This is a genomic window from Streptomyces sp. NPDC026377 (assembly GCF_055567715.1).
On sequence record NZ_JBVHPV010000015.1, the window covers coordinates 75,318 to 99,847 of the forward strand.

The window sequence follows — 24,530 nt, forward strand, 5'->3', positions numbered from 1 at the left end:
CTCCTCGCGCGGAAGGGGCTCAGAACGGGAACAGGCTCCTTCCGTGCTGCACGGAGATCCACTTCTGGGTGGTGAACGCCTCGATCGTGGAGTCGCCGTTCAGACGGCCGAGCCCGGAGTACTTCTCGCCGCCGAACGACACCAACGGCTCGTCCTGGATGGTCGAGTCGTTGACGTGGATCATCCCGGTGACGATCCGCTTCGCGAACCGCACGCCCCGCTCCACGTTGCCGGTGTGGACGGCGCCGCTCAGGCCGTACGGGCTGTCGTTGGCCATCCGTACCGCCTCCTCCTCGCCGTCGAAGGAGAGCAGCAGCACCACCGGGCCGAAGATCTCCTGCCGCAGCAGCGGGGAGTCGTCGGGGAGCCCGGTCAGCACGGTGGGCTCGACGAGGCTGCCGCGCGTACGCCCCCGTACCAGCGCGGTGGCGCCCTCGGCGAGGGCCTGGTCGACGAGCGAGGTGAGCGCGTCCGCCTGGAAGCTGTTGATGACCGGGCCGATGTCGGTCGCCGGGTCGGCCGGGTCACCGGTCTTGAGGGCCGCGACCCGGGCGCAGAACTTCTCGGTGAACTTCTGCTCGATGCTCCGGTCCACCAGGACGCGGTTGGCGGCCATACAGACCTGGCCCTGGTAGACGAAGCGGCTGAAGACCGCCGCCTCGACCGCGTAGTCGATGTCCGCGTCGTCCAGGACCACCAGCGCGCTGTTGCCGCTCAGCTCCAGGATGGCCCGCTTGAAGTGGCTGCCCGCGACGGCGGCCACATGGCGGCCGGTGCGGTCGGAGCCCGCGAAGGAGATCACCTTGGGCACCGGGTGCTCTATGAGCGCGTCGCCTATCTCGGCGATATCGGTGACCAGCACGTTCAGCAGTCCGGCCGGCAGGCCGGCGTCCTCGAAGATCTTGGCGATGAGGCCGCCGCCGACCACCGGCGCGTTCTGGTTCGGCTTGATGACGACGGCGTTGCCGAGCGCAAGGGCCGGCGCGACCGACTTCAGCGTCACCAGGAAGGGGAAGTTGAAGGGGCTGATGACCCCGACCACACCGACCGGCAGCCGGTAGACGCGGTTCTCCTTGCCGTCCACGGGGGAGGGCAGGATCCGGCCCTCCGGCCGTATCGCCAGCTGTATCGCCTCGCGCAGGAACTCCTTGGCGAGGTGCACCTCGTACCCGGCCTTGAGGCGGGTGCCGCCCAGCTCGGTGACGATCGCCTCGATGATCTCCGGCTCGCGCTCCTCGGTGATCCGCAGCGCGCGCTCGAAGACCAGTCTTCGGCTGTAGGGGTTGGTCTCACCCCAGCCGACCTGGGCGCGCTCGGCCGCGCGATAGGCCTCGTCGACCTCGTCCACCGTGGCGACCGTGATGGCGGCGAGCTTCTCCCCGTTGTACGGATCGAAGTCGATGATGTCCCACGACCCGCTGCCGGTACGCCACTCGCCGTCGATGTACTGGTGGGCCAGGTCGGTGAAGAAGGACATGCCATTCCTTACTGCTGCCACTGCGCCGCCACCGTGTCCGTCGTCGCGTCCACTGTGTCCCCCGCTTCCGGTACACAACCCTGATGTGACGTCATCGTACTGACGTATCAGATGAGTTGGAGCAGTCCACGGAGAAGATCGCGGCTCTCCTCCGGTCCCGGACTGTCCTTCTGGAGCCGTTCCATCGCCCGCTCGTACTGGGCGACCTCCTCGGGCTTGTCCAGATAGAGCGAGCTGGTGAGCTGCTCCAGATAGACGATGTCGGAGAGGTCGGACTCGGGGAAGCGCAGCAGGGTGAACGCCCCGCTCTCACCGGCGTGGCCGCCGAAGCTGAACGGCATCACCTGGAGGGTCACGTTCGGCTGCTCGGACACCTCGATGAGGTGCTTCAACTGGCCGCGCATCACGTCCCGTTCGCCGTAGGGGCGACGCAGCGCCGCCTCGTCGAGGACGGCGTGGAACTGCGGGGCGCGCTCGGAGACCAGCGCCTTCTGGCGCTCCAGGCGCAGCGCCACCCGCCGGTCGATCTCCGCGCTCGAGCCGCCCGGCATGCCGCGCCGGACGACGGCGTTGGCGTACGCCTCGGTCTGCAACAGGCCGTGGACGAACTGCACTTCGTAGACCCGGATGAGCGAGGCAGCGCCCTCCAGGCCGATGTACGTCTGGAACCAGCCGGGCAGCACGTCGCCGTAACTGTGCCACCAGCCCGCGATGTTGGCCTCTTTCGCCAGCCCCAGGAGCGACGCGCGCTCGGCGTCGTCGGTGACCCCGTAGAGCGTCAGCAGGTCTTCGACATCCCTCGCCTTGAAGCTCACCCGCCCCAACTCCATACGACTGATCTTCGACTCGGACGCCCTGATCGAATACCCGGCGGCCTCACGGGTGATGCCCCGGGACTCGCGCAGGCGCCTGAGCTGCGATCCCAGCAGAATGCGCCGGACCACCGACCCGCTCGACTCTCCTGCGGTCACTTCGCTGTCCCTCCCCAACCGACGGTGCACGGCAGTCTGCCACCAAAACGCTTCACCCCGTACTCATTCGATTACGGAAATGGTCAAGCTCCGAAATCGGCCGCGGGAAGAAATGAGCAACAATCACCACGGGTTCGGACAGGCCCGGCGCGTGCACGTGCATCTGCCCTTGCATCAGGAGCGGCCATTCGGAACCATGGTCCTCGCGCACCTGCGTGCTCGTCTTGTGTCCTGCTGTGCCTAGCGTTGTGTTCTGCTGTACGCCACGTTCGCCTGTACCGCCACGGCCGCGAATCCCGGGAGTGCCTCGCATGGGGACGAATGGATCGACCATGCTGGAGCCGTTGGAGCCTTTAAGGCAGGCCCTCCCGCCCATCGACCCCTCCGCAGTGGCCAGTTCCGCCTCCTGCGCGCTGCCCGCCCGCTTCGAAGCCGTGCGCGGGGCACGCCAGTTCACCAAGAAGACGCTCGGCCAGTGGGAGCTGTCGGAGCGCTTCGACGAGGTGGCCCTGGTCGTCTCGGAGCTCGTCACCAACGCCCTGCGGCACGCACTGCCCGGCGACACCGCCCGCGAGCCGGAGGCTCCGGCGGTGCGGCTGCATCTGATGCGCTGGACCAGCAGGCTGGTGTGCGCGGTGCGCGACCCCAGCATGGACTGTCCGTCCTCGCCCGGCTCCGACGACTGCGACGCCGAGTCGGGGCGCGGCCTGTTCCTGGTGGACTCCTTCAGCGACTCCTGGGGCTGGCACCCGCTCACCGGGACGCTGAGCGGCAAGGTGGTCTGGGCTCTGTTCCGTCTCCAGCCGGCCGACTGAGCCCGGACGGGCATCTTCTTTCCGTACCCGTCGCACGCGCCGTACCCGTCGTACGCGTCGTACTCGTCGCACCCGTACGTCATGAGGGCCCCCGCGCGGGGGCCCGTTCGCGTTTCGGGAGTGGCTGATCAGTCGGTGATCAGTCGATGATCAGGTGGTCGAACTCCCCGTCCTTGACGCCCAGGAGCATCGCCTCGATCTCCGCGCGCGTGTAGACCAGCGCGGGGCCGTCGGGAAACGTCGAATTGCGAACGGCGACCCTCCCGCCGGGCAGTCGCGCGAACTCCACGCACGTCCCCTGGGAGTTGCTGTGGCGGCTCTTCTGCCAGACGACACCCTGAAGCTCCGTTGCCGCCATGCCGTTGTACGCGTGGTGCAAGGTCGCTCCCGGGGGGATGTGCAGACGTACATCTGTGAAAGGTCAACTGCCCCGGATCATAGCCGTGTTCATGTGCGCCTGCATGAGCATATGCACGTGCACGCGCGGTACTCGGGTCGTTACAGGCAATTCCACCGGGTTGGACTACTCGTCCACTGGGTATAGACGCGTCCCACGCCCGCAAGGTTCACGCGCTGGTAGCTTGTCGCGTCCGGAAATCGTCGAAGCAAGGGGAACACAACAGTGCGCAGGCATGTACGTGACGGGGCGGGCGCCGTGGCCCTCGCCGCCTGTCTCGCCCTGGCCGGGTGCTCCAGTTCGGACAGCGGCGACAAGTCCAAGGACAAGAGCCCCGAGGGCGGGCAGAGCGCGAGCCCGACCGCGAGCGGCGGCACCGGCAACGGCAGCAGCGGTGGCGGCAAGGTGGCCGCCAAGGACATCGCCGGAGCCTGGGCGGCCGTCCTCCAGGGGAGGCCGACCGCGCTGGTGATCAGCGGCACGACGGTGGCACTCGGCGGCGAACACACGTGCAGCGGCACGGTCAGCGACAACGGCATGGCGATGATCGAGCTCAAGTGCGCGGACGGCAACACCGACCGCGCGGCCGGCATGCCGTCGCTGAGCAAGGACGGCAAGACCCTCACGGTGAAGTGGGAGGGCGGCAAGACCGACACCTTCACCAAGTCTGACCTTGACGGGAAACTGCCGACGGCCATCCCGACAACGGGCCTCCCGACCCCCTGACCCGGACCGCACCCTCCCTGCCCACTATGGCTGCGGGAGTGGGGCGCGGATTGCACTCTCCTTACGGACTACCGCTGCGGGAGATGGGCGCGGAGTCCTTGACGGCCATCGGCAAGGCGGGCGAGGGGACCCGGACCTCACTCCTCACGGACTACCCCTGCGGGAGGCAGGCCCGGCGTCCTTGACTGCCATAGGCGGGGCGGGTGGGGCGAGCGCGTCCGAGAGTTCCGTCAGGCGGTGCAGCAGCAACCCCGCGCCCTTGCGCACCACCCGGTCGGAACGGTCGGGCGCCGCCTCCTCGTCCCACGCGGCCAGCGCCTCCTCCACCTCGTCCCACCGAGGCACCCGCCGCTCCCGCACCGCCCGCGCGCCGCGCTCGGTGGCCCGGCGCAGCGCCCCGGCGAACGCCCCGACGGCCGGGACCGGGGGCGCGCCCCGCTCGGGGACGTGCGCCTCCATCAGCATCGCGATCCGGCCGAGCTGCTCGACCGCCCGCCCGGCCTCCTCGGCCGCCGACCGGGAAAGCCCCCGGTGGCGCACCGGCTCGTGGGTGGCGCGCTCCAGCGCCTCCTGCCAGGCGAGCCGGGCCGCGCGGGTGTCGAGGAGCGCCCGGCGTACCTGGTCGGCGGCGGTCGCGGGATCGGCGTACCGCTCGGTGACGGCCGCCACGTACCGCCCGCAGGCAGTCAGCCAGTCGGCGAGCCGGGTACGCAGCCGGGGCGTCTCCCACGCCGGGTACAGCGCGTACGCGGCCATCGCCAGCACCCCGCCGAGCAGCGTGAGCAGCACCCGGTCGGGAACGGTCTGGGTCCACTGCGAACCCCCGGTGCCGAGCAGGAAGACCACATACGCGGACACGCACGCGCTGGCCGCCGCGTACCCCGTACGCATCAGCAGGTACATCAGGAACGCGCAGACCACCGCCAGCGTGACGGACAGGCCCGGGCCCGGGTGGGTGAGCTGGACGAGGCCCGTGGCGAGGGCGACGCCGACCAGGGTGCCGCCGAAGCGGGCGACCGCGCGGGAGTACGTCTGGGAGAAGTCCGGGCGCATCACCATGACGGCGGCCATGGGCGCCCAGTAGCCGTGGCCGAGCGGGAGCGCCTTGCCGAGGAGGTAGCCGGTGGCGGCGACCGCGCAGACCCGGGCGGCGTGCCGGAAGACCGGGGAGTCGCGGCGGCCGAGCTCCTTGCGCATGGTGGCGAGGGCGAGCGGGACGAGCCGGGGCAGGGTGGGCCGCAGCAGCGGCCCGGCCCCCTCGCCGCCGGTGCCCTCTGCCGTCTCCATGACGTCGCCGAGGAGCGCGGTCAGCCGGGCGGCGGCGCGCCCGGCGGGGCCGGTGAGGATGGCACCGGTGTCGGGCGTGCGCAGGGCGGCCTCGGCGGGCGGGGGGATGCGCACGGCCTCGCCGTGCCGGATCGCCCGGGCCGCCGCGTCGAGCACGGAGGCGGCGGCACCGAGCAGCTCGCGCACCCGGTCGCGCTCGGGTCCCTCCTGCGGGGCGCCGATCGCGGGGTCCGCGAGGGAGGCGAGGACCGGGCGGATGCGCTCGGCGACGCCCCGGGACCCGTGCAGCTCCGCCGGGCGGCGGCGGGCTTCGCGTGGGGTGACGGCCGCGGCGAGCCGGGCCGTCATCAGGGGCTGCGGATCGAACGGCGCGCGCGGGTCGTGCCGGAGGCGCCGGGCGTAGTCCGCCACGGCCGCGAGGGCGTCGGCGAGCGCGTCGCGCTGGGCGCCCCAGCGGCGGATCGGGACGAGCACCACGAGCGCGGCCTGGACGACACCGCCCGCCGCGATCATGCCGGCGTGCCCGGCCGCAGCCGCGATCGAGGTGGGCAGGGTGACGGTGACGAGCATGATCGCCACGTTCGAGGAGGCGATGATCCCGGCGGTGGGGCCGACCGCCCAGGCGAGGCCCGCCGTGAACGTCCACAGCGCGAGCAGGGCCAGGAAGAACGGGGAATGGGCGCCGACGAGGTAGCCGAGGAAGGTGGAGACGGCGAGGCTGGCCCCGGAGGCGAGCGCCAGCACCGGACGGGGGCGCCAGCTGCGCTGGAAGGTGGCGATGGCCGCCTGGAACGCGCCGAACGCGGAGCTCACGGCGGCGGTCGGCCCGAGCGCGACCAGGCTGACGCCGACGACGAGGGCGACACCGGCGGCACCGCGCAGCGCCACGGCGGGTTCGAGCCGCCGCCGCTCCACGCTCAACCCCGACCGCCCAGCCTCCTTCAACGCGGCGACCCAGCCCATGGTCCGAGCGTATCGGGGGGCGGGGGGTCGCTCCTTTTGGAGGACCGGGTTGCCCGGGTTTGAAGGGCCGGGTCGCCCGGGGGACTCGGGAAGGGGCAGCACTGGGGAGGTCGGGAACTGTGGGGTTCGGGAACTGTGGGGCTCGGGGCGGGAGGTGGTCCCGGAATACGGCCAGGGCGACAGCCCGGAAAGGGGGCGAGGGCGGCAGACCGGCAGTGGGGCGAGGACGGCAGCCCGGAACGGGGGCGAGGACGGCAGCCCGGAACGGGGGCTCAGAAGCGGGCAGGCCCGGAAAGGGGCCGGGGCGGGGCCAGGCCCGGAAGCGGCTCAGGACGGAGGCCATCCCGAAAGGGGGCCCGGGGCGCAGGCAGGCCCGGAAGGAGCGCAGGACGAAGGCCATCCCGAAAGGGGCCCGGGGCCGGGGCGACCCGAAAGGGGCCCGGGGCCGGGGCGACCCGGGAGGGGTTCGGGGCCGGGGCGACCTGGGAGGGGTCAGGGCGGGGGCAGGCTTGGGCGGTTCGTTGCTCGCCGGGCCCGGTCCGCCGCCGCTCTGCCGTCCCGCCACCCCGCCTCATCCGTGACCCCCCGCACCCGTGTCCGTACCGTCCGGGGGAACATCTCCTCCGCCCGTCCCGCGACCGCCACCGCTCTCGTCGCCAGCACCGGCAGCAGGTCGGCGGAGGCCGTGGACTCCACCTGGCGGGCCGTCGCCGACAGCAGGTCCCCCAGGCGATTGGCGTACGCCAGCAGGAACGACTGACGGAACGTCTTCGTCCGCTTACGTCCGCCCGCCCGCTGCGCCGCCTCCGCCCGCGTCATCGCCGCCGTCCCCTGCACCAGCAGCGAGGTGTAGAGCAGCTCGACCGCCTCCAGATCGGCCTCGTAGCCCACGACCGTGGAGAAGCCGAACTCCCCGTTCCACACCGCCTGGCAGTGATTGGCCGAGGCCACCGCGTCGAGCAGGATCGCCTTGGCCGTCTCGTACGGCGCGTCCACACCGATCCGGCACGCCCCCGGCGCGTCCCCCCTGCGCCCCTCCGCCAGCACCGCCTCGTCGATGCTGTGCAGCGCCATCAGCTCCTGTGCCTTGGCGCTCAGCGCCTCCGCCTCCTCCGGGAACTCCGTCGCCTCCGCCTTGGCCAGCAACCCCCGGATCCGGGTCAGCGTCTTCGGCTCCCCGTGCGTCGGCGGTACGTACACGGACGCCCCCGGCACCGGCCCCACCGGCTCGATCGCGGGCAGCCGCAGCAGCAGCCGGTACAGCTCCAGCACCGTCGTCGCGCGCGTGAAGCGGTCCGGCACCCGTTCGCCACTCCCACGGCCGTCCTCCGCCAGCGCCTCCAGGGCCTCCATCTGCGAGCCCCACCGCCCCGGCAGCCTGTCGTACCGCTTCAGCTGTACGGAGATCAGCTCCACCGCCACCCGTACGTGCGGCTCCGCCAGCTCACGCCGGACCATCCGTACGACATCCGCCGGCTGCCACCCCCGCTCCCACGCCCGCCCGACCAGCTCCTGCCCACGCAGGGCGAGCTCGGCGTCGGCGGAAGGATCGGCGGCGAGCAGGGACGCTCCCGTGTCCAGATCCGCGTCGCCCTCCGCGTACAACGCGGCGGCCAGCGCCCGCTCCACCGTGTGCCCCACCGGCATCGAAGTGTCTCCTTACGCGTGCGTGCCCGACCGCACAGATCGTCGCAGCTGCCGAACACATCCACGAACCGGTCCCCCGGCCTCTGCGGCGGCGCCGCGCCCGTCGCGCCACCGGACGCCGATGTCAGTAGCCGGTGCCACACTCGCACTCGTGAACGACAAGTGGGCGCTGGACCCCACCGAGGACGGCGGCGCGCGGCTCGTCGCCCTCGGGCGGGACGGGCTGCCCGAGGGGCCCGTGGCGCACGAGCCCGACCTGGCCGAGGCCGTCCGTTCCCGCCCGGACGTGGGGCGCTGGGTATGGCGCTCGACCGCCGACGTCTACCCGCGCCTGCTCGCCGCCGGCGTCCGCGTGGACCGGTGCTACGACGTCGAGGCCGCCGAACTGCTCCTCCTCGGCCACGAGGGCCGCCTCGGCGAACCCCGCTCGGCGGCTGCGGCCTGGGCTCGGCTGCACCACCTTCCCGTCCCCGCGGACCCGCCCGCCCGCGCCGCCGAGCCGAGCCGCCAGTCCTCCCTCTTCGAGCCCCCGAGCGGCACCGCCCTCCCCCTCGAAGCCCTGGTCGAGGTCTACGCGGAGCAGCAGCGGCGGCACGAGAGGGCCGAGCACCCCGGCCGGATGCGGCTGCTCACCGCCTCCGAGTCTGCCGGGACGCTGGTGGCCGCCGAGATGCACCGCGCGGGCGTGCCCTGGCGCGCCGACGTCCACCGCGCCCTGCTCCACGACCTCCTCGGCGAGCGGTACGCGGGCGGCGGCGAGCCCCGCCGCCTCGCCGAACTCGCGGACCAGGTGTCGGCCGCCTTCGGCCGCCGGGTCCGTCCCGACCTGCCCGCCGACGTCATCAAGGCGTTCGCCGAAGCGGGCATCCGGCTCACCTCCACCCGCCGCTGGGCCCTGGAGGAGATCGACCACCCGGCCGTGGCCCCGCTGGTCGCGTACAAGAAGCTGTACCGGATCTGGACCGCCCACGGCTGGAGCTGGCTGCACGACTGGGTGCGCGACGGCCGCTTCCGCCCCGAGTACACCCCGGGCGGCACCGTCAGTGGCCGCTGGACCACCAACGGCGGGGGCGCCCTCCAGATCCCCAAGGTCATCCGGCAGGCGGTCGTGGCCGACGAGGGCTGGCGCCTGGTCGTCGCCGACGCCGACCAGATGGAACCCCGCGTGCTCGCCGCGATCTCCCGTGACCCGGGGCTGATGGAGGTGGCCGGGCACGACGGCGACCTCTACACCGCCCTGTCCGACCGCGCCTTCTCCGGCGACCGCGACCACGCCAAGCTGGCGCTGCTCGGCGCGATCTACGGTCAGACGTCCGGCGACGGCCTCAAGAACCTCGCCGCCCTGCGCCGCCGCTTCCCCCGAGCCGTGGCCTACGTGGACGATGCCGCGAAGGCGGGCGAGGAGGGACGTCTCGTACGGACCTGGCTCGGCCGCACCAGCCCGCCCGCCGCCGGAGCGGACGACGACGGCGAGGCGGGACTCCCCCAGGAGGGCGGTGGCGACCTCCCCTCCCCCGACGCGGAGTTCACCCCGGGTTACGCGTCCACCAACGCCCGCGCCCGGGGCCGCTTCACCCGCAACTTCGTCGTCCAGGGCAGCGCCGCCGACTGGGCCCTGCTGCTGCTCGCCGCCCTGCGCCAGGAGCTCGCCACCGCCGGGATGCGCGCCGAGCTGGTCTTCTTCCAGCACGACGAGGTCGTCGTGCACTGCCCCGAGGCCGAGGCGCCCCAGGTGGTCGAAGCCATCCGCACGGCCGGTGCGCTGGCCGGCCGGATCGCCTTCGGGGAGACCCCGGTGAGGTTCCCGTTCACGACGGCGGTGGTGGAGCGGTACTCGGAGGCGAAGTGAGGCGCCCTGGCCGTCGCCAGTGCCTGGCCGGTTCCCTGCCGGCCGGGGGCAACGGTGTTAACGGGAAGCGGCGCTGGGGCGGAGGCTCACTGGGGCCCAACGGTACTGGGCCGGTGCTCACCGGTGCCCCGCCCGTGTTGGGGCGGCGCCTCACGCCGGGGCGGTGCTCACCGATGCCTCACGCCGGAGTGGTTCCTCACCCGTGGCTGGGGCGGAGCCTCCCCTGCGCTGGGGTTGGGGCCCGGAGGGCGGCGGCCCGGGCCCGGCGAGGGGCACGAACCCGCCCGGCGTGCTCGGCTTCGCGGCCCGCCGGGACGCCATACGCCGTGCCCCCGGCGCAGCGGGGCTAGCGCAGCGTGTCCCACTTCGGGTCCAGGGCTATCGCCTTCAGTTGGGACATCGTCAGCGCGGGCGTGGCGCGCGTCGCCGGGTCGTGCTGGTTGCCCGTGTTGAACGCGCTGATCACCACGCGCAGATCGTTGCTGCGGATCGTGTCGACCGTCCACCACACCACGCCCGCGCCACCCTTCTCTCCCGGGCGCTGCTCCTCGCCGACGCGAGTGCCGTTGGGGAGCGTCGACACCGAGCCCTGAAGCGGCACGTCTCGCATTCCGGGCTGGACGTTGATGCCGACCAGGCTTCTGCCCTTGCCGTCGTCCACGACCGCGAACGCGTATCCACCCTGGTTCCCCTGGTCGACGACCTTGAGTGTCTTCGGCAGAGAGGCGACCAGCTCCCGCTGCATCGAGGCGCCGCTCGGCTCACCCCGCGGCACCGGTTCACTGCGCGGCACCTTCGCGCCTGCCATGGTCGTCTTCCACACCTCGGCAGTGACCAGCGCCTTCATCTGCCCCCCCGTCAGTGGCGGGTCGACCCGGGTGGTCTTCGCATCCTTCTCGGCAGGGGCGTTGTACTCGCTCGCGTCGATCAGCACGCCCTTCGGGGTGACCAGGGTGGCCCGCCAGTTCTTCGTCTCCTCCCGGTGGTCCGGGTACTCGTACCCCTGGAAGAGCATGAACCGCGAGCCGTCGGGCAGCGCTTCGGCCGTGCAGTGGTCATAGTCCGTGACCGCCTTCGACGGGCAGGTCACATACTCGGCGGCACTCTGGCCCGCCGGATCGATGGTGCTCAGCGCGATGCTGATCGCCCCCTTGCCCTTGCCGTCGTCGAAGACGACGGAGGCGGTTGGCATCGAGACCTTGTCATCCTCGCCGCCCGAGCCCCGGCCCTGTTCACCGCTCGTCTTCCCCTGCGGGAGCAGGGCGATGAGGTTCTTGACCATCTGTTCCGCGCTGACTGACACCCGGTCCGGGAGCGTCGACCTGGGCGGCGCCGCCACCGACGCCGACGTGCCATGACCTGAGCCACCGGAGCCGCCGTTGTCACCGGAGGAGCCACCGACCGCTCCGGTCGCCCAGGCGCCGCCGAGCCCCACCGCGGCCAGCGCCACCACACTGCCGGTCACCGTGGCGACCCGGCGTCGGGCCACCCGACGGCGACCGCTGATCAATGCGCCGTCGAGCAGCGCACGGCTGTCCTGCGGGACGAAGCCGTCACCGGTGCTGCGCATCGCGTCACCGAGCTGGTCTTCAAAAGGCATGGTGGAACCCCACTCCTCGCTTCGTGGTCAGTGGCTGTGCTTTGTGGTTCGTGGTTCTCAGTTCTGGATGCGTGCGCATTGCCCGGGGGCGCCTTGCTGCCTTGCTGCCTTGCTGCCTGCGTAGTCATGGGTGCCTGCTGTCAGAGCGCGGCGAGCTCCGCCAGACTGCTGCCCAGGTGCTCGCGCAGCTTGGCCAGCGCGCGCACCGAGCGGGTGCGGACCGCTGCCGAGCTGACCCGCATCACGTCCGCCGTCTCTTCCACGCTGCGGTCCTCCCAGTACCTCAGGACCACGACCGCGCGGTCCTTGGGAGCGAGCCGGGCGAGTGCGTCGAGCAGGGCGAGTCGCAGGGCCGGGTCGCCGCCCGTGGTCACGGCGCGGTCGGGCAGTTCCCCGAGTGGTCGTTCGTCCGCCGACCGCCTTCGCCGGTGGGTGAGGAACGTGCGCACAAGGATCGTCTGCGCGTATCCCGCAGGGTTGTCGATCCGGGACATCCGTCCCCACATGGCGTACATCCGCCCCAGCGTCTCCTGCACCAAGTCCTCGGCGAGATGCGTGTCTCCGCTGGTCAGCAGGCACGCGGCACGGAAAAGGTGGGCCGTGCGGCCGGACGCGAATTCAAGGAACTCATCCGTGTGTGCTTGGCGCGCCTGGCGCCGTTGTCTCGGCTGCTTCTGCAGCACCGGCCTTCTCATGCTCTCCCCCGACCCCTTGACCTCCCCTACACCTCATTGACGCGCCAGGGGCCGAAGAATGTTTCACCCGGCTTCCGTACCGGTCCGCGCCGCCTCCGCGTATGCCTGATCCGTTCGCCGCATGTGGACCTCGCGGCCGATGCCGTGCCGATGCCCGTACCTGTTCTTGCGCCGGTGTGCGCTCAGGAACGCGCCGCCGCCCAGACGCCCAACAACCGCAACCGCGATCCCAACCGCAACCGCAACCACGGCGGCAGGTGCGGCTGCGGTCTCTCAAGCCGCTCCGACTTCTTCCGCCTTCGCGTCGAGCAGGGACGCGATGTACCCCTCCAGTCGCCCGGCCAGCAGCTCGGGCGTCAGATCCGTACGCCCCGACTCCCGCCACGGGCCCGCGACCTTCTCGGCGTCCGGCGCGTAGGCCAGCGCGTCCAGGAGCTGCCAGTACAGCAGCCCGCCGCCCAGCCGTCCGCCCTCGGCGGTGTACCGCGCCACGAACTCCCGCGCGGCCCCGTCCCCGTGCAGCAGCGCCAGCGCCGTCGAGCAGTGCGCCACATCGAGCGCGGCCGGACCCCACGACGTCTCCACCCAGTCCACGACCCCGCTGACCCGCAATTCATCGCCCGCACCGCTGAACAGCACGTTCCCAGGGTGGAAGTCCCGGTGCAGGAAGCTCCCCTCATACGCAGGCGGTGACTGCCGTATGGCGTCGGTCGCCCGGCCCCAGAGGTCTGGCCGCGAAGTGTTCTCGGGGACACGCACACCTTCGGCGGAGGTCCACGGCTCGTACTCCCTGGGCCGCAAGCTCTGCGGCACTCGGATGCGGTGAATCTCCAGCAACTGCCGCGCGAGCAGCGCGATCCGTCGCTCCAGATCCTCCTCGTCGAGCCGGACCGCACCCTCCAGGCGAGTCATCAGCAGTGACGGATGGTCGCAGTGCTTCCCCTGCGGGTCGGCCGCCACGAGAACGGGTGCGGGCACGTCCGTCCCGGCCAGCAGCCCGAGCACCGCAGCCTCGCGCGCGAGGAGGCCGGCCGCGTGCCGCCGGTAGAAGGGCCTGGCGAAGGACCGCAGGACCAACTCCCTCCGCACGCCGTCGCCGCTCTTGGCACGTATGCCGTCGCCATCCTCGGTACGTACGTCGTCACCAGCCTCCGCACGGACGCCGACTCCGGCCCCCTTACGTATGCGGCTGTCACTCCTGGTTCCCGTCTCCTCCGTACGCACCACGCGCATCTGCGAAGTCCAGCCGCCCCGAAGGGCCGCCGCGTCCCGTACGTGTTCGCCCTCGGGGAGGGACTCGTCCACCCATCGGCGGGTCAACTCCCATCCGTCCGCACCCAGGTCGTCCAGGACCGCGTCCACGAACCGTCCGCGCTCGGCCGGGTGCTCCTTGAACCAGACCCCGAGGCGATGGTGCGCGCCCTCGAACACCAAGCGGGTGAAGCGGGACTCGTTTCCGGCGGCCAGCGCCTCGGTCACGGCCTCGGTCACGGCGTGCGGAATTATTTCGTCCACTTCGGGCACGGCCAGGACCACCCGGGTGCGCAGTGCCCGGAAAACCTCCAGGGCACGCGAGCCGCGCCAGCTGTCGGGCGTACGGAGGATTTCCGTGAAGCGGGAGACGGGCGCGTCCGGCGGTGTGCCCGGCGCTCCGGGCTCGGCCCCGAACGGTTCGGACCAGGCCGCGTCCGCGTACACGCCGGGCGCGCACAAGCCGATTCCCGCGACCCTGGAGCCGTAGTGCGCGACCAGGTCGGCGACGGTCTGGCCGCTCATGCTGAAGCCGGTCAGGACCAGGCTCTGGCCGGGCGGGACAAAGGCGTCGATCGCCGCCCGCGCCTGTCGGAAGCGGCGCTCCAGGCTCAGCTCGACGAGTTCACCGCTGGAGGCGCCATGTCCGGAGAAGTCGAGGGCGAGAACGCGGTGGCCACGGGAGCGGAAGTCCACGCCCAGCTCCGCGAGCCGCGCCTTGTCGCCGGCCCCGGCGCCGTGCAGCAGGACGACCGTGACGGAAGGGATCACTCCGTCCGGCTCCGCCACCGCACAGCTGATCCGCTCTCCGTCGAACTCCCCGACGAGATCCGTCACTTCCGCCAGGACCCGCACCTCATTCCCACCCTTCGGACCCACCAGTCCCGCCCCATCCGCCAGCTCCGTCGAGTCCGTCAATTCCGTCATGTGCGTCGTTCCCCCGCTCCCCGCGCTCCCCCGCCGATCTCCGTGGCTCCCAGCCTAAAGTCAGGGTCCGACAATGCCCGGGCCGAGATCACGGCGCGGGCGGCAGCGCCCTGCACAGCGCGTCCAGCGCCGCCTGATAGGCGTGGTCGGGCGGAGTCGCGTAGCCGACCACCAGACCGTCCTGGGCGGGCATCGTCGCGTCCGGATGACGGTATCCGGCGAGTCCGTCCAGGGCGATCCCCTGCCGGCCCGCAGCCCTGAGAGCGGCCCCTTCGGTGCCCGGCGGGAGTCTCAGTACCGCGTGCAGCCCGGCCGCGATCCCGGCCGCCGTGATGTGCGGGGCGTGCTCGTCGAGGGCGGCGAGGAGCTGGTCCCGGCGGACCCGGTAGCGCTGCCGCATCCGCCGCACATGCCGGTCGTACGCGCCGCTCTCGATCAGGTCCGCGAGGGTCAGCTGGTCCGGGACGCTCACCCATGCCTCACGGAGACCCTTCGCCGCGAGCACCGGCTCGACGAGTTGCTCGGGCAGCACCATCCAGCCCAGCCGCACCGCGGGAGACAGGCTCTTGCTGACCGAGCCGAGGTAGACCACCCGCTCGGGATCGAGCCCCTGCACCGCCCCGACGGGCTCGCGGTCGTAACGGAACTCGCCGTCGTAGTCGTCCTCCAGGAGCACCCGGCCCCGCGCGCGTGCCCAGTCCACGGCGGCCGCGCGTCGCTCGGGGTGCAGCGGTCCGCCGGTCGGGAACTGGTGGGCGGGAGTGAGCAGTGTGGCCCGTACGCCCTTGAGCTCCAGGTGCCGGGTCAGCTCCGCCACGCGCGCGCCCTGCTCGTCGAGCCCGATCGGCACGGTCCGTACGCCCGCCTCGGTTAGGAGGGAGCGGTGGAAGGCGAGCCCGTACGACTCCACGGCCAGCGGGCCGCGCAGCACCTGGCCGCCGAAGAGGAGCCGCAGGGCGTGGGCGAAGCCGGAACAGACCACGATGCGGTCGGGCGTGGTGCGCACTCCACGTACGCGCGCGAGGTAGTCGGCGAGAGCCCGGCGCAGCTCGATACGGCCCTGCGGGTCGCCCGGTCCGAAGGCCTCGTTGGGGGCCGCGTTGAGCGCACGGCGGGCCGAGGACAGCCAGGCGCCGCGCGGAAACGATCCGGCGTCCGGCTGCCCCTGCATCAGGTTGTGTGCCGGAGCGGCGGCCCGCGGCTGCGTCTTCGCGGCCGCGCGGGCGGACCGTACAGGCTCGGCGCGCGGCGCGACGCGCGTGCCGGAGCCCTGGCGTGCGGTCAGCCAGCCCTCGGCGACGAGCTCGGCGTACGCCTGGGCGACGGTGTTGCGCGCGAGCCCGAGGTCGGCGGCGAGCGAGCGGTACGGCGGCAGCCGGGTCCCGGGCGCGAGCCGCCCCTCCTGGACGGCCGAGCGCAACGCGCGCGTGAGGGCGGCCCGCCGACTGCCGGATCCGGCCAGTTCCACATGGAGGTCGGCCCCGATCCGCCCCGCGTAATTGACCCAAGAGTCCGCCATGAAACACCCGCTCCGTAGTGGTCGCCGACAGCTCAGCCTAGGCGGCGCGCTCGTCTTTGAAGTCCGCGGCGGGGTCCACACTTGAACGGCACTGCGGGAGGAGCGAACCTCGAACATGCCCTGCTCCAGTGGGACTTGAGCATGGGTCGAGGCCGCGCCGTACTGGCCAACTGCCCCACCCGTTGCGCGCGATACGTGGCAGGATTCCGATCCCTCGGACGCGGGGGATCACGGGGGGAGGTCCGCGGGGGATCGAAGGACCCCGGATGGTCCCGGAGCGACCGCAGGCTCAGGAGATCGATGAGGATCACAGGGGAGAGCAAGGCATGATCACACGCAGGTCGTTCATCGGGATGGCGGGCGCAGGGGCAGCGGCCGTGTCGCTGTCGGGGTTCACCACCGCCACCGCCACGACCGCCGGCCAGTGGGACCGGCTGCGCGCGCGTCTGACGGGCACGCTCGTGCTGCCGTCCGACGCCTCGTACACGGCGGCCAAGACCGTCGAGTACGGCCAGTACAGCCTCACCAATCCGCAGGCCGTCGTGTACGCGGCGAACGCCGACGACGTGACGACCAGCCTGATCTTCGCCCAGTACAACGACATCCCGGTGACGGCCCGAAGCGGCGGCCACAGCGGCGGCGGCTACTCCACCACCACCGGCCTGGTCATCGACGTCTCCCGGCTGAACGCGGTGAACGCCGGCTCCGGCACGGCGACCATCGGCGGCGGTACTCAGCTGGTCGACGTCGTCAACGGGCTCGGCGCGAGCGGCCTGGCGATACCCGGCGGCATGTTCCCGACCGTGTCGGTCGGCGGCTTCCTCCAGGGCGGCGGCGTCGGCCTGCTCACCCGCAATTCCGGGCTCGGCGCCGACAAGGTGACCGCGGCCAGGGTCGTCCTCGCCAGCGGCCGTCAGGTCACCGCGTCCCCAACCTCCAACCCGGACCTGTACTGGGCGATCCGCGGTGGCGGCGGCGGCAACTTCGGGATCGTCACCCAGTACACGGTCACCCCGACCGCCGTCCCGAACCTGAACGTGGCCGAGCTGCTGTTCAGCTACGACCACGCGGTCGGCGCGATGCACGGCCTCACCCAGTGGCTGGAGACCGCGCCCACCACGTTCGGCAGCCGCTCGAACATCGACCTGTTCGACTCGGCGGCGGGCAACGCCCCTCTGGTGACGCTCCTGGTCACCTCGATCGGCACGCGCGCGGAGTTCGACACCGAGATCGCCCGGCTGATCGCCCTGACCGGCGCGGCCCCGATCCAGCAGAACGTCTATACCGACACCTACAAGTCCGCGATGATGAAGATCTTCGGCTGCGGCTCGTATTCGCAGCAGCAGTGCCACAACAACACCTGGGACCCGGCGAACGGCAAGCTCGCCCCGTTCGGCCACGTCCTGGGCCGCGGCCGGCTGCTGAGCAGATCTCCTTCGGAGACCGAGTGGGCGCGGCTGGTCGGCGTCTTCGACACCGAGCGCACGGCCGGTCACTTCCACAAGTTCGAGATCATGGCGCTGGGCGGCGCCGCCAACAAGGTCTCGCGGAGCTCGACGGCGTACGTCCACCGCGACAGCACCCTGCTGATGTCGTACTACACGTTCGCCTACGGCATCCTCTCGGGCGACCAGCTCGCCTCGGGGCAGCGCTTCGTCGACAACGGCTTCACCGCGGTCGACCCGATCTCGCGGGGCGAGTCCTACCAGAACTTCATCGACCCGGCGCTGACGGACTGGCGCAACGCGTACTACGGCGCGAACTACGACCGGCTGTCGTACATCAAGTCCAAATACGACCCGTACGGGGTGTTCTCGTTCGCGCAGGGCATCGACTGACGCCTGACGCCTGACTGATCATCAAGTACCCGCACCAAAACGTCACCCGAACGAGTGAGGCCAGGTCGGAACGGTTCCGGCCTGGCCTTTCGTTACCCATCCACGACATGCGCTTTGCGATGCCTTGACCTGAGGCTCTTACGGTCGAGGGGTTGCACGCGCAGACGCAGGGGCGGGTGCGGATCGACGGGGGAAGGTGCCGGGTGGGCGACGACGGCAAGGTTCTGGACATCAAGACGGCTGATCTGAAGCTGTCGGCTCCGGTGTTCCACGAGCAGGCGAAGAACCTGAGTACGGCGCTGACGAATCTGGTGAAGGCGCTGGACGGTTTCGGCAAGCCCTGGGGCGATGACGAGCAGGGCAAGGCGTTCGGGGACGCCTACGAGCCGCAGCAGAAGGCGATCGAGCGCGGGGCCGGGATCTTGGTGCTCGGACTGACGAGCATCCACGAGGCGATGATCGACATGTCGGACGGGCATGTGGACAACGACGAGCTGATCGCCGGGATGTTCGCCAAGGTGAAGCCGCAGGAGCCGCAGGGGCCGCATCAGGACGGTGCGAAGTGAGCATCGAGGACGAGGCGAAGAAGGTCCTGCTCAAGCTGGGGATGTGGTGGCCGGACGCGAACTCCGGCACGCTGCGGCACGCGGCGCAGGCGTGGCGGACCTTCGCGGACGCGGTGGACGACGTGCGCACGCCCGTCAACAACACGGCGTCCTCGCTCATCCACAACAACAAGGGTGAGGCGATCGAGACCTTCACCACGTTCTGGGAGCGGTACGCCAAGGGCAAGGACGCGGGCTGGCTCAGCGATCTGTCGAAGTCCTCGCGGAAGATGGCGGAGGGGCTGGAGAAGTTCGCGGACGCGGTGGACGACGCGATCACCAAGCTGTGGACGCAGATCGGTATCGACGCGGCGGTGATCGCGGGTGGTATCGCGCTGGCGTTCTTCACCGCGGGCCTGGCGTCCGGGGCGGCGGTCGCAGCGGCCGATGTGATCATCGAAATGGGTGCCACGCTGGGCGTCGCGGTGTCCACCACGGTCGCGGAGATCGCGGCGGGGACGCTGGTGGCGGCGGCGTTCGGCGGCGTCGAGTCGGTCACCGTCGACCTGGCCGTGGCCCAGCCGCTGAAGATCGCCACCGGTCTGCAGAGCGGCTTCAGCCTGGACGAGATCAACCAGGCCGCCAAGGACGGCATGATCTTCGGCGGGGCGCTGGGGGCCGGCAGCGGGGTGCTGAAGGCGGGCGTCGAGGGTGCGTTCACCAACCCCACCCCGTTCATGCTGCGCCCGCCCTCGCTCCGCCCCGACCTGGTGGAGCTGGGTCCCGCGGCCCGTAACTGCGAGCGCACCCGGTGCGTGGGCGAGCCGATCGACGTGGCGACCGGCGCGATGCTGATGTCGCAGACCGACCTGAGCCTGCCCGCCTCCTTCCCGTTCGTCTTCGAGCGCACCCATCTGTCCTCCTACCGGGGCGGGGTGTGCTTCGGCCCCACCTGGATCTCGACCCTCGACGAATGCGTCCAGATCGACAGTGAGGGCGTCGTCTTCGCGGGCGCGGACGGCATGCGCCTGGTCTACCCGGTGCCCGTCCCGGGCGAGCCGGTGCTGCCGGTCAAGGGACCGCGCTGGCCACTGGAGTGGGACGGCAAGCCGGACGGCGTCATGACGGTCACCGACCCGGCCACCGGGGTCGTCCGCTCCTTCAGCACCCCGCTGAACTCCGCGACCCCCGGCATCTTCCACCTGCCCATCGACGCCTGGCAGGATCGCAGTGGCGCCCGGATCGACATCGAGCGCAATGCCGGCGGCGTCCCCGAGGGCATCCGCCACTCCGGCGGCTACTACCTCGCCGTCGACTCCCACGGGCCCCGCATCACCGCCCTGCGTCTGCTGGAGCAGGCCCCCGACCGCTACACCGGCCAGCTCCCGCCGGACGCGGGCACCGTGGTGATGCGCTACGCCTACGACGACGCGGGCAACCTCAGCGAGGTCATCAACTCCAGCGGCGAGCCCCTGACGTTCGCCTACGACGACCAGGGCCGGATGACCCGCTGGACCGACCGCAACGGCACGTGGTTCTCCTACGTGTACGACGAGCGCGGCCGTGTCGTGCGCACCGAAGGCGTCGACGGCATCCTCTCCGGCACCCTCACCTACGACGACACGGCCCGCACCACCACCTACACCGACTCCCTCGGACACACCTCCAGCCACCGCTACAACACCGAGGGCCTGGTCGTCGAGGAGACGGACGCCCTCGGCCACACCACCCGCACCCAGTGGGACGAGCGCGGCGACAACCCCCTCGCCAGCACCGACCCCCTCGGCCGCACCACCCGGTACACCTACGACGACCACGGCAACCTCACCGGACTCACCCTGCCCGACGGCTCGGTGGCCCGCGCCGCCTACAACCGGCTGGGCCAGGCCGTCGAAGTCGTCGAACCGGGCGGAGCCACCTGGCACCACACCTACGACGAACAGGGCAACCTCCTCACCACCACCGACCCGCTCGGCGCGCGGACCAGCCATGTGTACAACGAGCTGGGTCACCTGACCTCGGTCACCGATCCCCTCGGCGGCGTGCGCAGGGTCACCCCGAACGCGGCGGGCATCCCCGTCGCGGTCACCGATGAACTCGGCCACACCACGACCATCCGCCGCGACGCCTTCGGCCGCCCGGTCGAGGTCACCGACCCCCTGGGCCACACCACGCGCACCACCTGGACCACCGAGGGCAAACCGGCCCGCCGCGAGCACCCCGACGGCACCACGGAGTCCTGGACCTGGGACTCCGAGGGCAATCCGCTCACCCACACCGACCAGGCCGGCCACACCACCCGCCACACGGCAGGTCACTTCGACGTCCCGGCCACCCGCACCACTCCCGACGGCACCACCTACACCTTCACCCACGACACCGAGCGCAGGCTCACGGGCGTCACCAACGCCCAGGGCCTGACCTGGAGCTACACCTACGACGAGACCGGCCGCCCTACCGCCGAGACCGACTTCAACGGCCGCACCCTCACCTACAGCTACAACGCGGCGGGCGAGCTGGTCTCGCGCACCAACGGTGCGGGCGAGGCCCTGCACTTCACCCGGGACCCGCTCGGCCGCATCACCGAACAGCGCTCCGGCGCGGACGCTGTGACGACGTACACCTATGACGCGGCAGGCCATCTGGTCCGCGCGGTCAACGCCGACGCGGAGCTCGTCCTCGCGCGCGACGCTCTCGGCCGGGTGACGGCCGAGACGGTGAACGGGCGCACCACGACGTACGAGTACGACGCGTGCGAGCGGCTCGTCGGCCGGACCACCCCGTCCGGCCTTCTCTCGCGCTGGTCGTACAGCCCGACCGGCCGCCCGGTCGAACTGTCCTCGGACGCGGGCACGCTGACCTTCGCGTACGACGCGGCGGGCCGCGAGACCTCGCGCCGCTTCGGCGACGGGGTCACCCTGCACCAGGCCTGGGACGCCGGGGGCCGACTGGCCTCCCAGTCCCTCACCTCCCTGTCCTCCACCGGCCGCTCCGACCAGGCGGACCGCCTCCTCCAGCACCGCACCTACGCCTACCGTGCGGACGGCTTCCTGACCGAGATCCGCGATCTGTCCTCGGGGACGAGGCAGTTCCTCACCAACCCGGTCGGCCGCGTCATGGAGGTCCGGGCGCACGGCTGGACCGAGACGTACGCGTATGACAGCTCCGGCAATCTGACCCGGGCCGCCGCGCCCGCCACCGGAGCAACGAGCACCACCGAGCCCGACGGGACGGCCGACGCGCGCGAGTTCGAGGGGACCCTGATCCGCCGGTCGGGGAACACCAGGTACCAGCACGACGCCCAGGGGCGGCTGGTCCGGCGCACACGCAAGCTCCTCAACGGCAAGCGCCAGAGCTGGACCTACAGCTGGAGCGCCGAGGACCGCCTCACCGAAGCGGTGACCCCCGAGGGTGAGCGCTGGCAGTACGCGTACGACCCGATGGGCCGCCGAATAGCCAAGTACCGGCTGCTCGACGACGGCACCGAGGCCGAGCGCACCGGCTTCACCTGGGACGACACCCGCCTCGCCGAGCAGACCGCCCCCGACGGCCGGGTCACCGCCTGGGACTACGCCCCGGGCACGCACACCCCGCTGACCCAGACCGGCCACCGCCCCCTCGTCCGTACCGGCGGCGTCTCCCTCCTGTCGTCGCTGGCCGAGGACACCACCGCCGACCGCACGGTCCGCTTCCACGCGGTCATCACCGACACGGCGGGCACCCCGACGGAACTGGTCGGTGTCGACGGCGAGCTGGCGTGGCAGCACCACCACGTGTTGTGGGGTGCCCGCCATGCCACGGCTCCGGCCGAGGGTTCGGCCGACTGCCCCCTGCGCTTCCCCGGCCAGTACGCCGACCCCGAAACCGGCCTGTACTACAACTACTTCCGCTACTACGACCCGGAGACCGCCCGCTATCTGTCGGCGGACCCCCTCGGCCTCGACCCGGCGCCCAACCACCACGGGTACGTCGACACGCCGCTGTCGATGATCGACCCGCTGGGGCTGAAGACGTGTGACGAGCCGGTGCCGACGCAGAAGCCGCGGACCGGAGTGAAGGGGCTCATCAAGGAAGCCCAGCTGCCGACCTCCGGGCGCATCCGGTTCGTACCGTCGCAGGACGTCAACGTGAACTCGGGCCTGCCGCGGGGGACACGCAAGGGCTACATCGACCGCTTCGGTAATGAGTGGATCAAGGGACCGTCGCGCACGGCGGGCCAGCCGTTCGAGTGGGACGTGCAGCTGAGCAAGAAGGGCAAGGCTCAGCTCGGCTGGCTGAGCCGGGACGGCAGCCATCTGAACGTATCCCTCGACGGGGAGATCACACACAAATGAGACAGTGGACGGCGCAGGCGCCCGGACAGCAGGAACGGGCGCCCAGACAGCAGGAAACGGAAAGACCGCCATGGAGCAGACCGCAGAAGACGCGTTCCACTTCTACGCCGAAGTGCGCATCACCGACTCCCCGCGCCGCCCGGAACTGGCGGGCCGCCTCGGCGCGATCCTCGGCATCACCGAGCCGAAGGACCCCGAGGTCCCGCCCGCCTACGCGGTCATGGTGGACGACTACGACTACACGGTGCAGTTCGAACGCCATGAACTGACCCCGACGGGACGGGACCGCAAGCACGAGGACTACTACTGACCCGGATCACCGAGTCGCGGCCAAGGGAACCTCGGCCGCGCCGGTGCCCGCGGGCTCGGGGCTCGCGGGCTGGGCGTTCGCGGGCTCGGGGCTCGCCACCACGCGGTGGCGGAGGCTCGGGAACATGTTGGTCGGGTGCGAGAGGCCCCAGACCGTGCCCGCGACGATGAACTCCTTGATGAGGGCGCCGGCCCGGCCCGTGACGACAAAGGACGTCATCCGGTCCTCGTGGGTCACACGCTGGAAGATCGCGTCGCGGCGGCCGAGGCTGATGCACTGGGCGACATAGCCGACCGGAGCGTCGGGCACCTTGCGTCCCGTCAGCCGCGCGGCAAGGGCGTCGGCGGCCAGCCACGCCATCGGGTTCGCCGTGGCGCAGGCCATCCGCAGCGGCCGGCCGCCCGCGCCGATCGCGTGAGCGGCGTCACCGACGGCGTACACATCGGGGTGCGAGACCGAGCGCAGGGTGGAGTCGACGACGATCCGCCCGGTCTCCGACACCTCCAGGGTGCTGGCCGCCGCTATCGGGTGGACGGTGAAACCGGCGGTCCACACCGTCACCTGCGCCGCGATCTCGCCGCCCGCGCCGGTGACCGCACGGTCCGCCTCGACGCGGGTGATGTCGGTCCGCTCGTGGACCGTGATGCCGAACCGGTCCAGCGCGGTGCGCAGATGGCGTTGGGCCTTGTCGCTGAGCCAGTCGCCGACGCCACCGCGCGCGGCGAGGGACACCTTGAGCTCCGGGTGCGCCTCGGCGATCTCGGTGGCCGCTTCGATGCTGGTCAGGCCGCCGCCGACGACCAGTACGTTCGCGCCGGGCGCCAACTCGCCCAGCCGCGTGCGCAGCCGCAGCGCGGCCTGCTTCCCGGCGAGGTGGTGGGCGTACTCGGTGACACCGGGGACGCCGTGGTCGGCGACGGTGCTGCCGAGGGCGTAGACGAGGGTGTCATAGGCGAGGGTGTCATGGCCGCGCGCCTCGTGGGTGAGGGTGCCGTGGGTCAGAGTGCCGTGGGGGGCGACGGTGCCCCTGCCGCCCTCCCCTTCGAGGTGGACGGTCTTGCGGTCGGCGTCGACGGAGGTGACGAACGCCGTGCGGACCCGTACCCCCGTGCCCGCGAAGAGCTCTCGCAGCGGGCGGCTCGGCAGGTCCTGGCCGCTCGCCAGCTGGTGCATCCGCACCCGCTCGACGAAGTCCGGGTCGCCGTTGACCAGGGTGATCTCTACGTCGTCACGGTGGAGTCGCTTGGCAAGACGACCGGCGGTGACGACTCCGGCGTACCCGGCCCCGAGGACGACAATGCGGTGCTTCATGACTGGCTCCTGTCCGGCCCGGCCGGCCTGTCGGCCCGGCCCCTCTGGCTGCGTGCACCTCCTGAACC

Annotated in this window: 17 protein-coding genes; 7 read left to right on the forward strand and 10 right to left on the reverse strand. The window is 71.5% G+C overall.

Annotation, left to right across the window (positions count from 1 at the left end; translation table 11 throughout):
- Positions 1 to 19 precede the first annotated feature (19 nt).
- Positions 20 to 1,477, reverse strand: coding sequence for an aldehyde dehydrogenase family protein (locus ACZ4MU_RS27010; RefSeq protein ID WP_467881515.1), 1,458 nt, complete (start codon positions 1,475 to 1,477; stop codon positions 20 to 22).
- A 107-nt stretch (positions 1,478 to 1,584) separates the two neighbouring features.
- A complete protein-coding gene (locus tag ACZ4MU_RS27015) occupies positions 1,585 to 2,448 on the reverse strand; it encodes a helix-turn-helix domain-containing protein (RefSeq protein ID WP_467881516.1) in 864 nt (287 codons plus the stop codon).
- A gap of 311 nt (positions 2,449 to 2,759) precedes the next feature.
- Here ACZ4MU_RS27015 and ACZ4MU_RS27020 point away from each other — a divergent pair, with 311 nt between their 5' ends.
- Complete coding sequence (locus tag ACZ4MU_RS27020) at positions 2,760 to 3,263, forward strand: ATP-binding protein (protein ID WP_467881518.1); 504 nt, start codon at positions 2,760 to 2,762, stop codon at positions 3,261 to 3,263.
- A gap of 139 nt (positions 3,264 to 3,402) precedes the next feature.
- Here the strand turns inward: ACZ4MU_RS27020 and ACZ4MU_RS27025 are convergent, their stop codons facing one another.
- Positions 3,403 to 3,642 carry a DUF397 domain-containing protein gene (locus tag ACZ4MU_RS27025; RefSeq protein ID WP_467881520.1) on the reverse strand — a complete coding sequence of 80 codons (240 nt, stop codon included), beginning with the start codon at positions 3,640 to 3,642 and terminating at the stop codon, positions 3,403 to 3,405.
- A gap of 243 nt (positions 3,643 to 3,885) precedes the next feature.
- Here ACZ4MU_RS27025 and ACZ4MU_RS27030 point away from each other — a divergent pair, with 243 nt between their 5' ends.
- On the forward strand, positions 3,886 to 4,386 hold the full coding sequence (locus ACZ4MU_RS27030) for a hypothetical protein (protein ID WP_467881522.1): 501 nt from the start codon (positions 3,886 to 3,888) through the stop codon (positions 4,384 to 4,386).
- 144 nt (positions 4,387 to 4,530) lie between these two features.
- On the opposite strand, the gene ACZ4MU_RS27035 is transcribed toward ACZ4MU_RS27030, so the two are convergent.
- On the reverse strand, positions 4,531 to 6,636 hold the full coding sequence (locus ACZ4MU_RS27035) for an FUSC family protein (protein WP_467881523.1): 2,106 nt from the start codon (positions 6,634 to 6,636) through the stop codon (positions 4,531 to 4,533).
- Between the two features lie 492 nt (positions 6,637 to 7,128).
- On the reverse strand, positions 7,129 to 8,283 hold the full coding sequence (locus ACZ4MU_RS27040) for a DUF2786 domain-containing protein (protein WP_467881524.1): 1,155 nt from the start codon (positions 8,281 to 8,283) through the stop codon (positions 7,129 to 7,131).
- A 151-nt stretch (positions 8,284 to 8,434) separates the two neighbouring features.
- Between ACZ4MU_RS27040 and ACZ4MU_RS27045 the strand changes: the two genes are divergently transcribed.
- The gene (locus tag ACZ4MU_RS27045; RefSeq protein WP_467881526.1) at positions 8,435 to 10,132 is read left to right on the forward strand and encodes a bifunctional 3'-5' exonuclease/DNA polymerase; all 1,698 of its coding nucleotides are present in this window, start codon (positions 8,435 to 8,437) and stop codon (positions 10,130 to 10,132) included.
- A 346-nt stretch (positions 10,133 to 10,478) separates the two neighbouring features.
- Here the strand turns inward: ACZ4MU_RS27045 and ACZ4MU_RS27050 are convergent, their stop codons facing one another.
- The 4 genes from ACZ4MU_RS27050 to pdxR all read right to left on the reverse strand — a co-directional run bounded on the left by ACZ4MU_RS27050 (position 10,479) and on the right by pdxR (position 16,124).
- A complete protein-coding gene (locus tag ACZ4MU_RS27050; protein WP_467881527.1) occupies positions 10,479 to 11,732 on the reverse strand; it encodes a hypothetical protein in 1,254 nt (417 codons plus the stop codon).
- A 140-nt stretch (positions 11,733 to 11,872) separates the two neighbouring features.
- Entirely contained in the window at positions 11,873 to 12,415 is a 543-nt protein-coding gene (locus tag ACZ4MU_RS27055) for a SigE family RNA polymerase sigma factor (RefSeq protein WP_467881528.1), read from the reverse strand.
- 285 nt (positions 12,416 to 12,700) lie between these two features.
- Positions 12,701 to 14,605, reverse strand: a complete 1,905-nt coding sequence (locus tag ACZ4MU_RS27060) for an alpha/beta fold hydrolase (RefSeq protein WP_467881529.1) — start codon at positions 14,603 to 14,605, stop codon at positions 12,701 to 12,703.
- Between the two features lie 88 nt (positions 14,606 to 14,693).
- Positions 14,694 to 16,124, reverse strand: coding sequence for a MocR-like pyridoxine biosynthesis transcription factor PdxR (pdxR, locus tag ACZ4MU_RS27065; protein ID WP_467881531.1), 1,431 nt, complete (start codon positions 16,122 to 16,124; stop codon positions 14,694 to 14,696).
- A gap of 326 nt (positions 16,125 to 16,450) precedes the next feature.
- On the opposite strand from pdxR, the gene ACZ4MU_RS27070 reads away from it, so the two are divergent.
- The 4 genes from ACZ4MU_RS27070 (at position 16,451) to ACZ4MU_RS27085 (ending at position 23,151) form a co-directional block, all read left to right on the forward strand.
- Positions 16,451 to 17,962, forward strand: coding sequence for an FAD-binding oxidoreductase (locus ACZ4MU_RS27070; protein ID WP_467881532.1), 1,512 nt, complete (start codon positions 16,451 to 16,453; stop codon positions 17,960 to 17,962).
- Positions 17,963 to 18,114: 152 nt separating this feature from the next.
- Positions 18,115 to 18,528, forward strand: a complete 414-nt coding sequence (locus ACZ4MU_RS27075) for a hypothetical protein (RefSeq protein WP_467881534.1) — start codon at positions 18,115 to 18,117, stop codon at positions 18,526 to 18,528.
- Positions 18,525 to 22,841 carry a polymorphic toxin type 17 domain-containing protein gene (locus tag ACZ4MU_RS27080; protein WP_467881536.1) on the forward strand — a complete coding sequence of 1,439 codons (4,317 nt, stop codon included), beginning with the start codon at positions 18,525 to 18,527 and terminating at the stop codon, positions 22,839 to 22,841. Before ACZ4MU_RS27075 ends, ACZ4MU_RS27080 begins: the two co-directional genes overlap by 4 nt.
- A 70-nt stretch (positions 22,842 to 22,911) precedes the next feature.
- Positions 22,912 to 23,151, forward strand: a complete 240-nt coding sequence (locus ACZ4MU_RS27085; RefSeq protein ID WP_467881538.1) for a hypothetical protein — start codon at positions 22,912 to 22,914, stop codon at positions 23,149 to 23,151.
- Positions 23,152 to 23,157: 6 nt separating this feature from the next.
- Here ACZ4MU_RS27085 and ACZ4MU_RS27090 read toward each other — a convergent pair whose 3' ends face one another.
- Positions 23,158 to 24,462 (reverse strand): NAD(P)/FAD-dependent oxidoreductase, encoded by a 1,305-nt coding sequence (locus ACZ4MU_RS27090; RefSeq protein ID WP_467881539.1) that lies wholly within the window; start codon positions 24,460 to 24,462, stop codon positions 23,158 to 23,160.
- Positions 24,463 to 24,530: the final 68 nt, after the last annotated feature.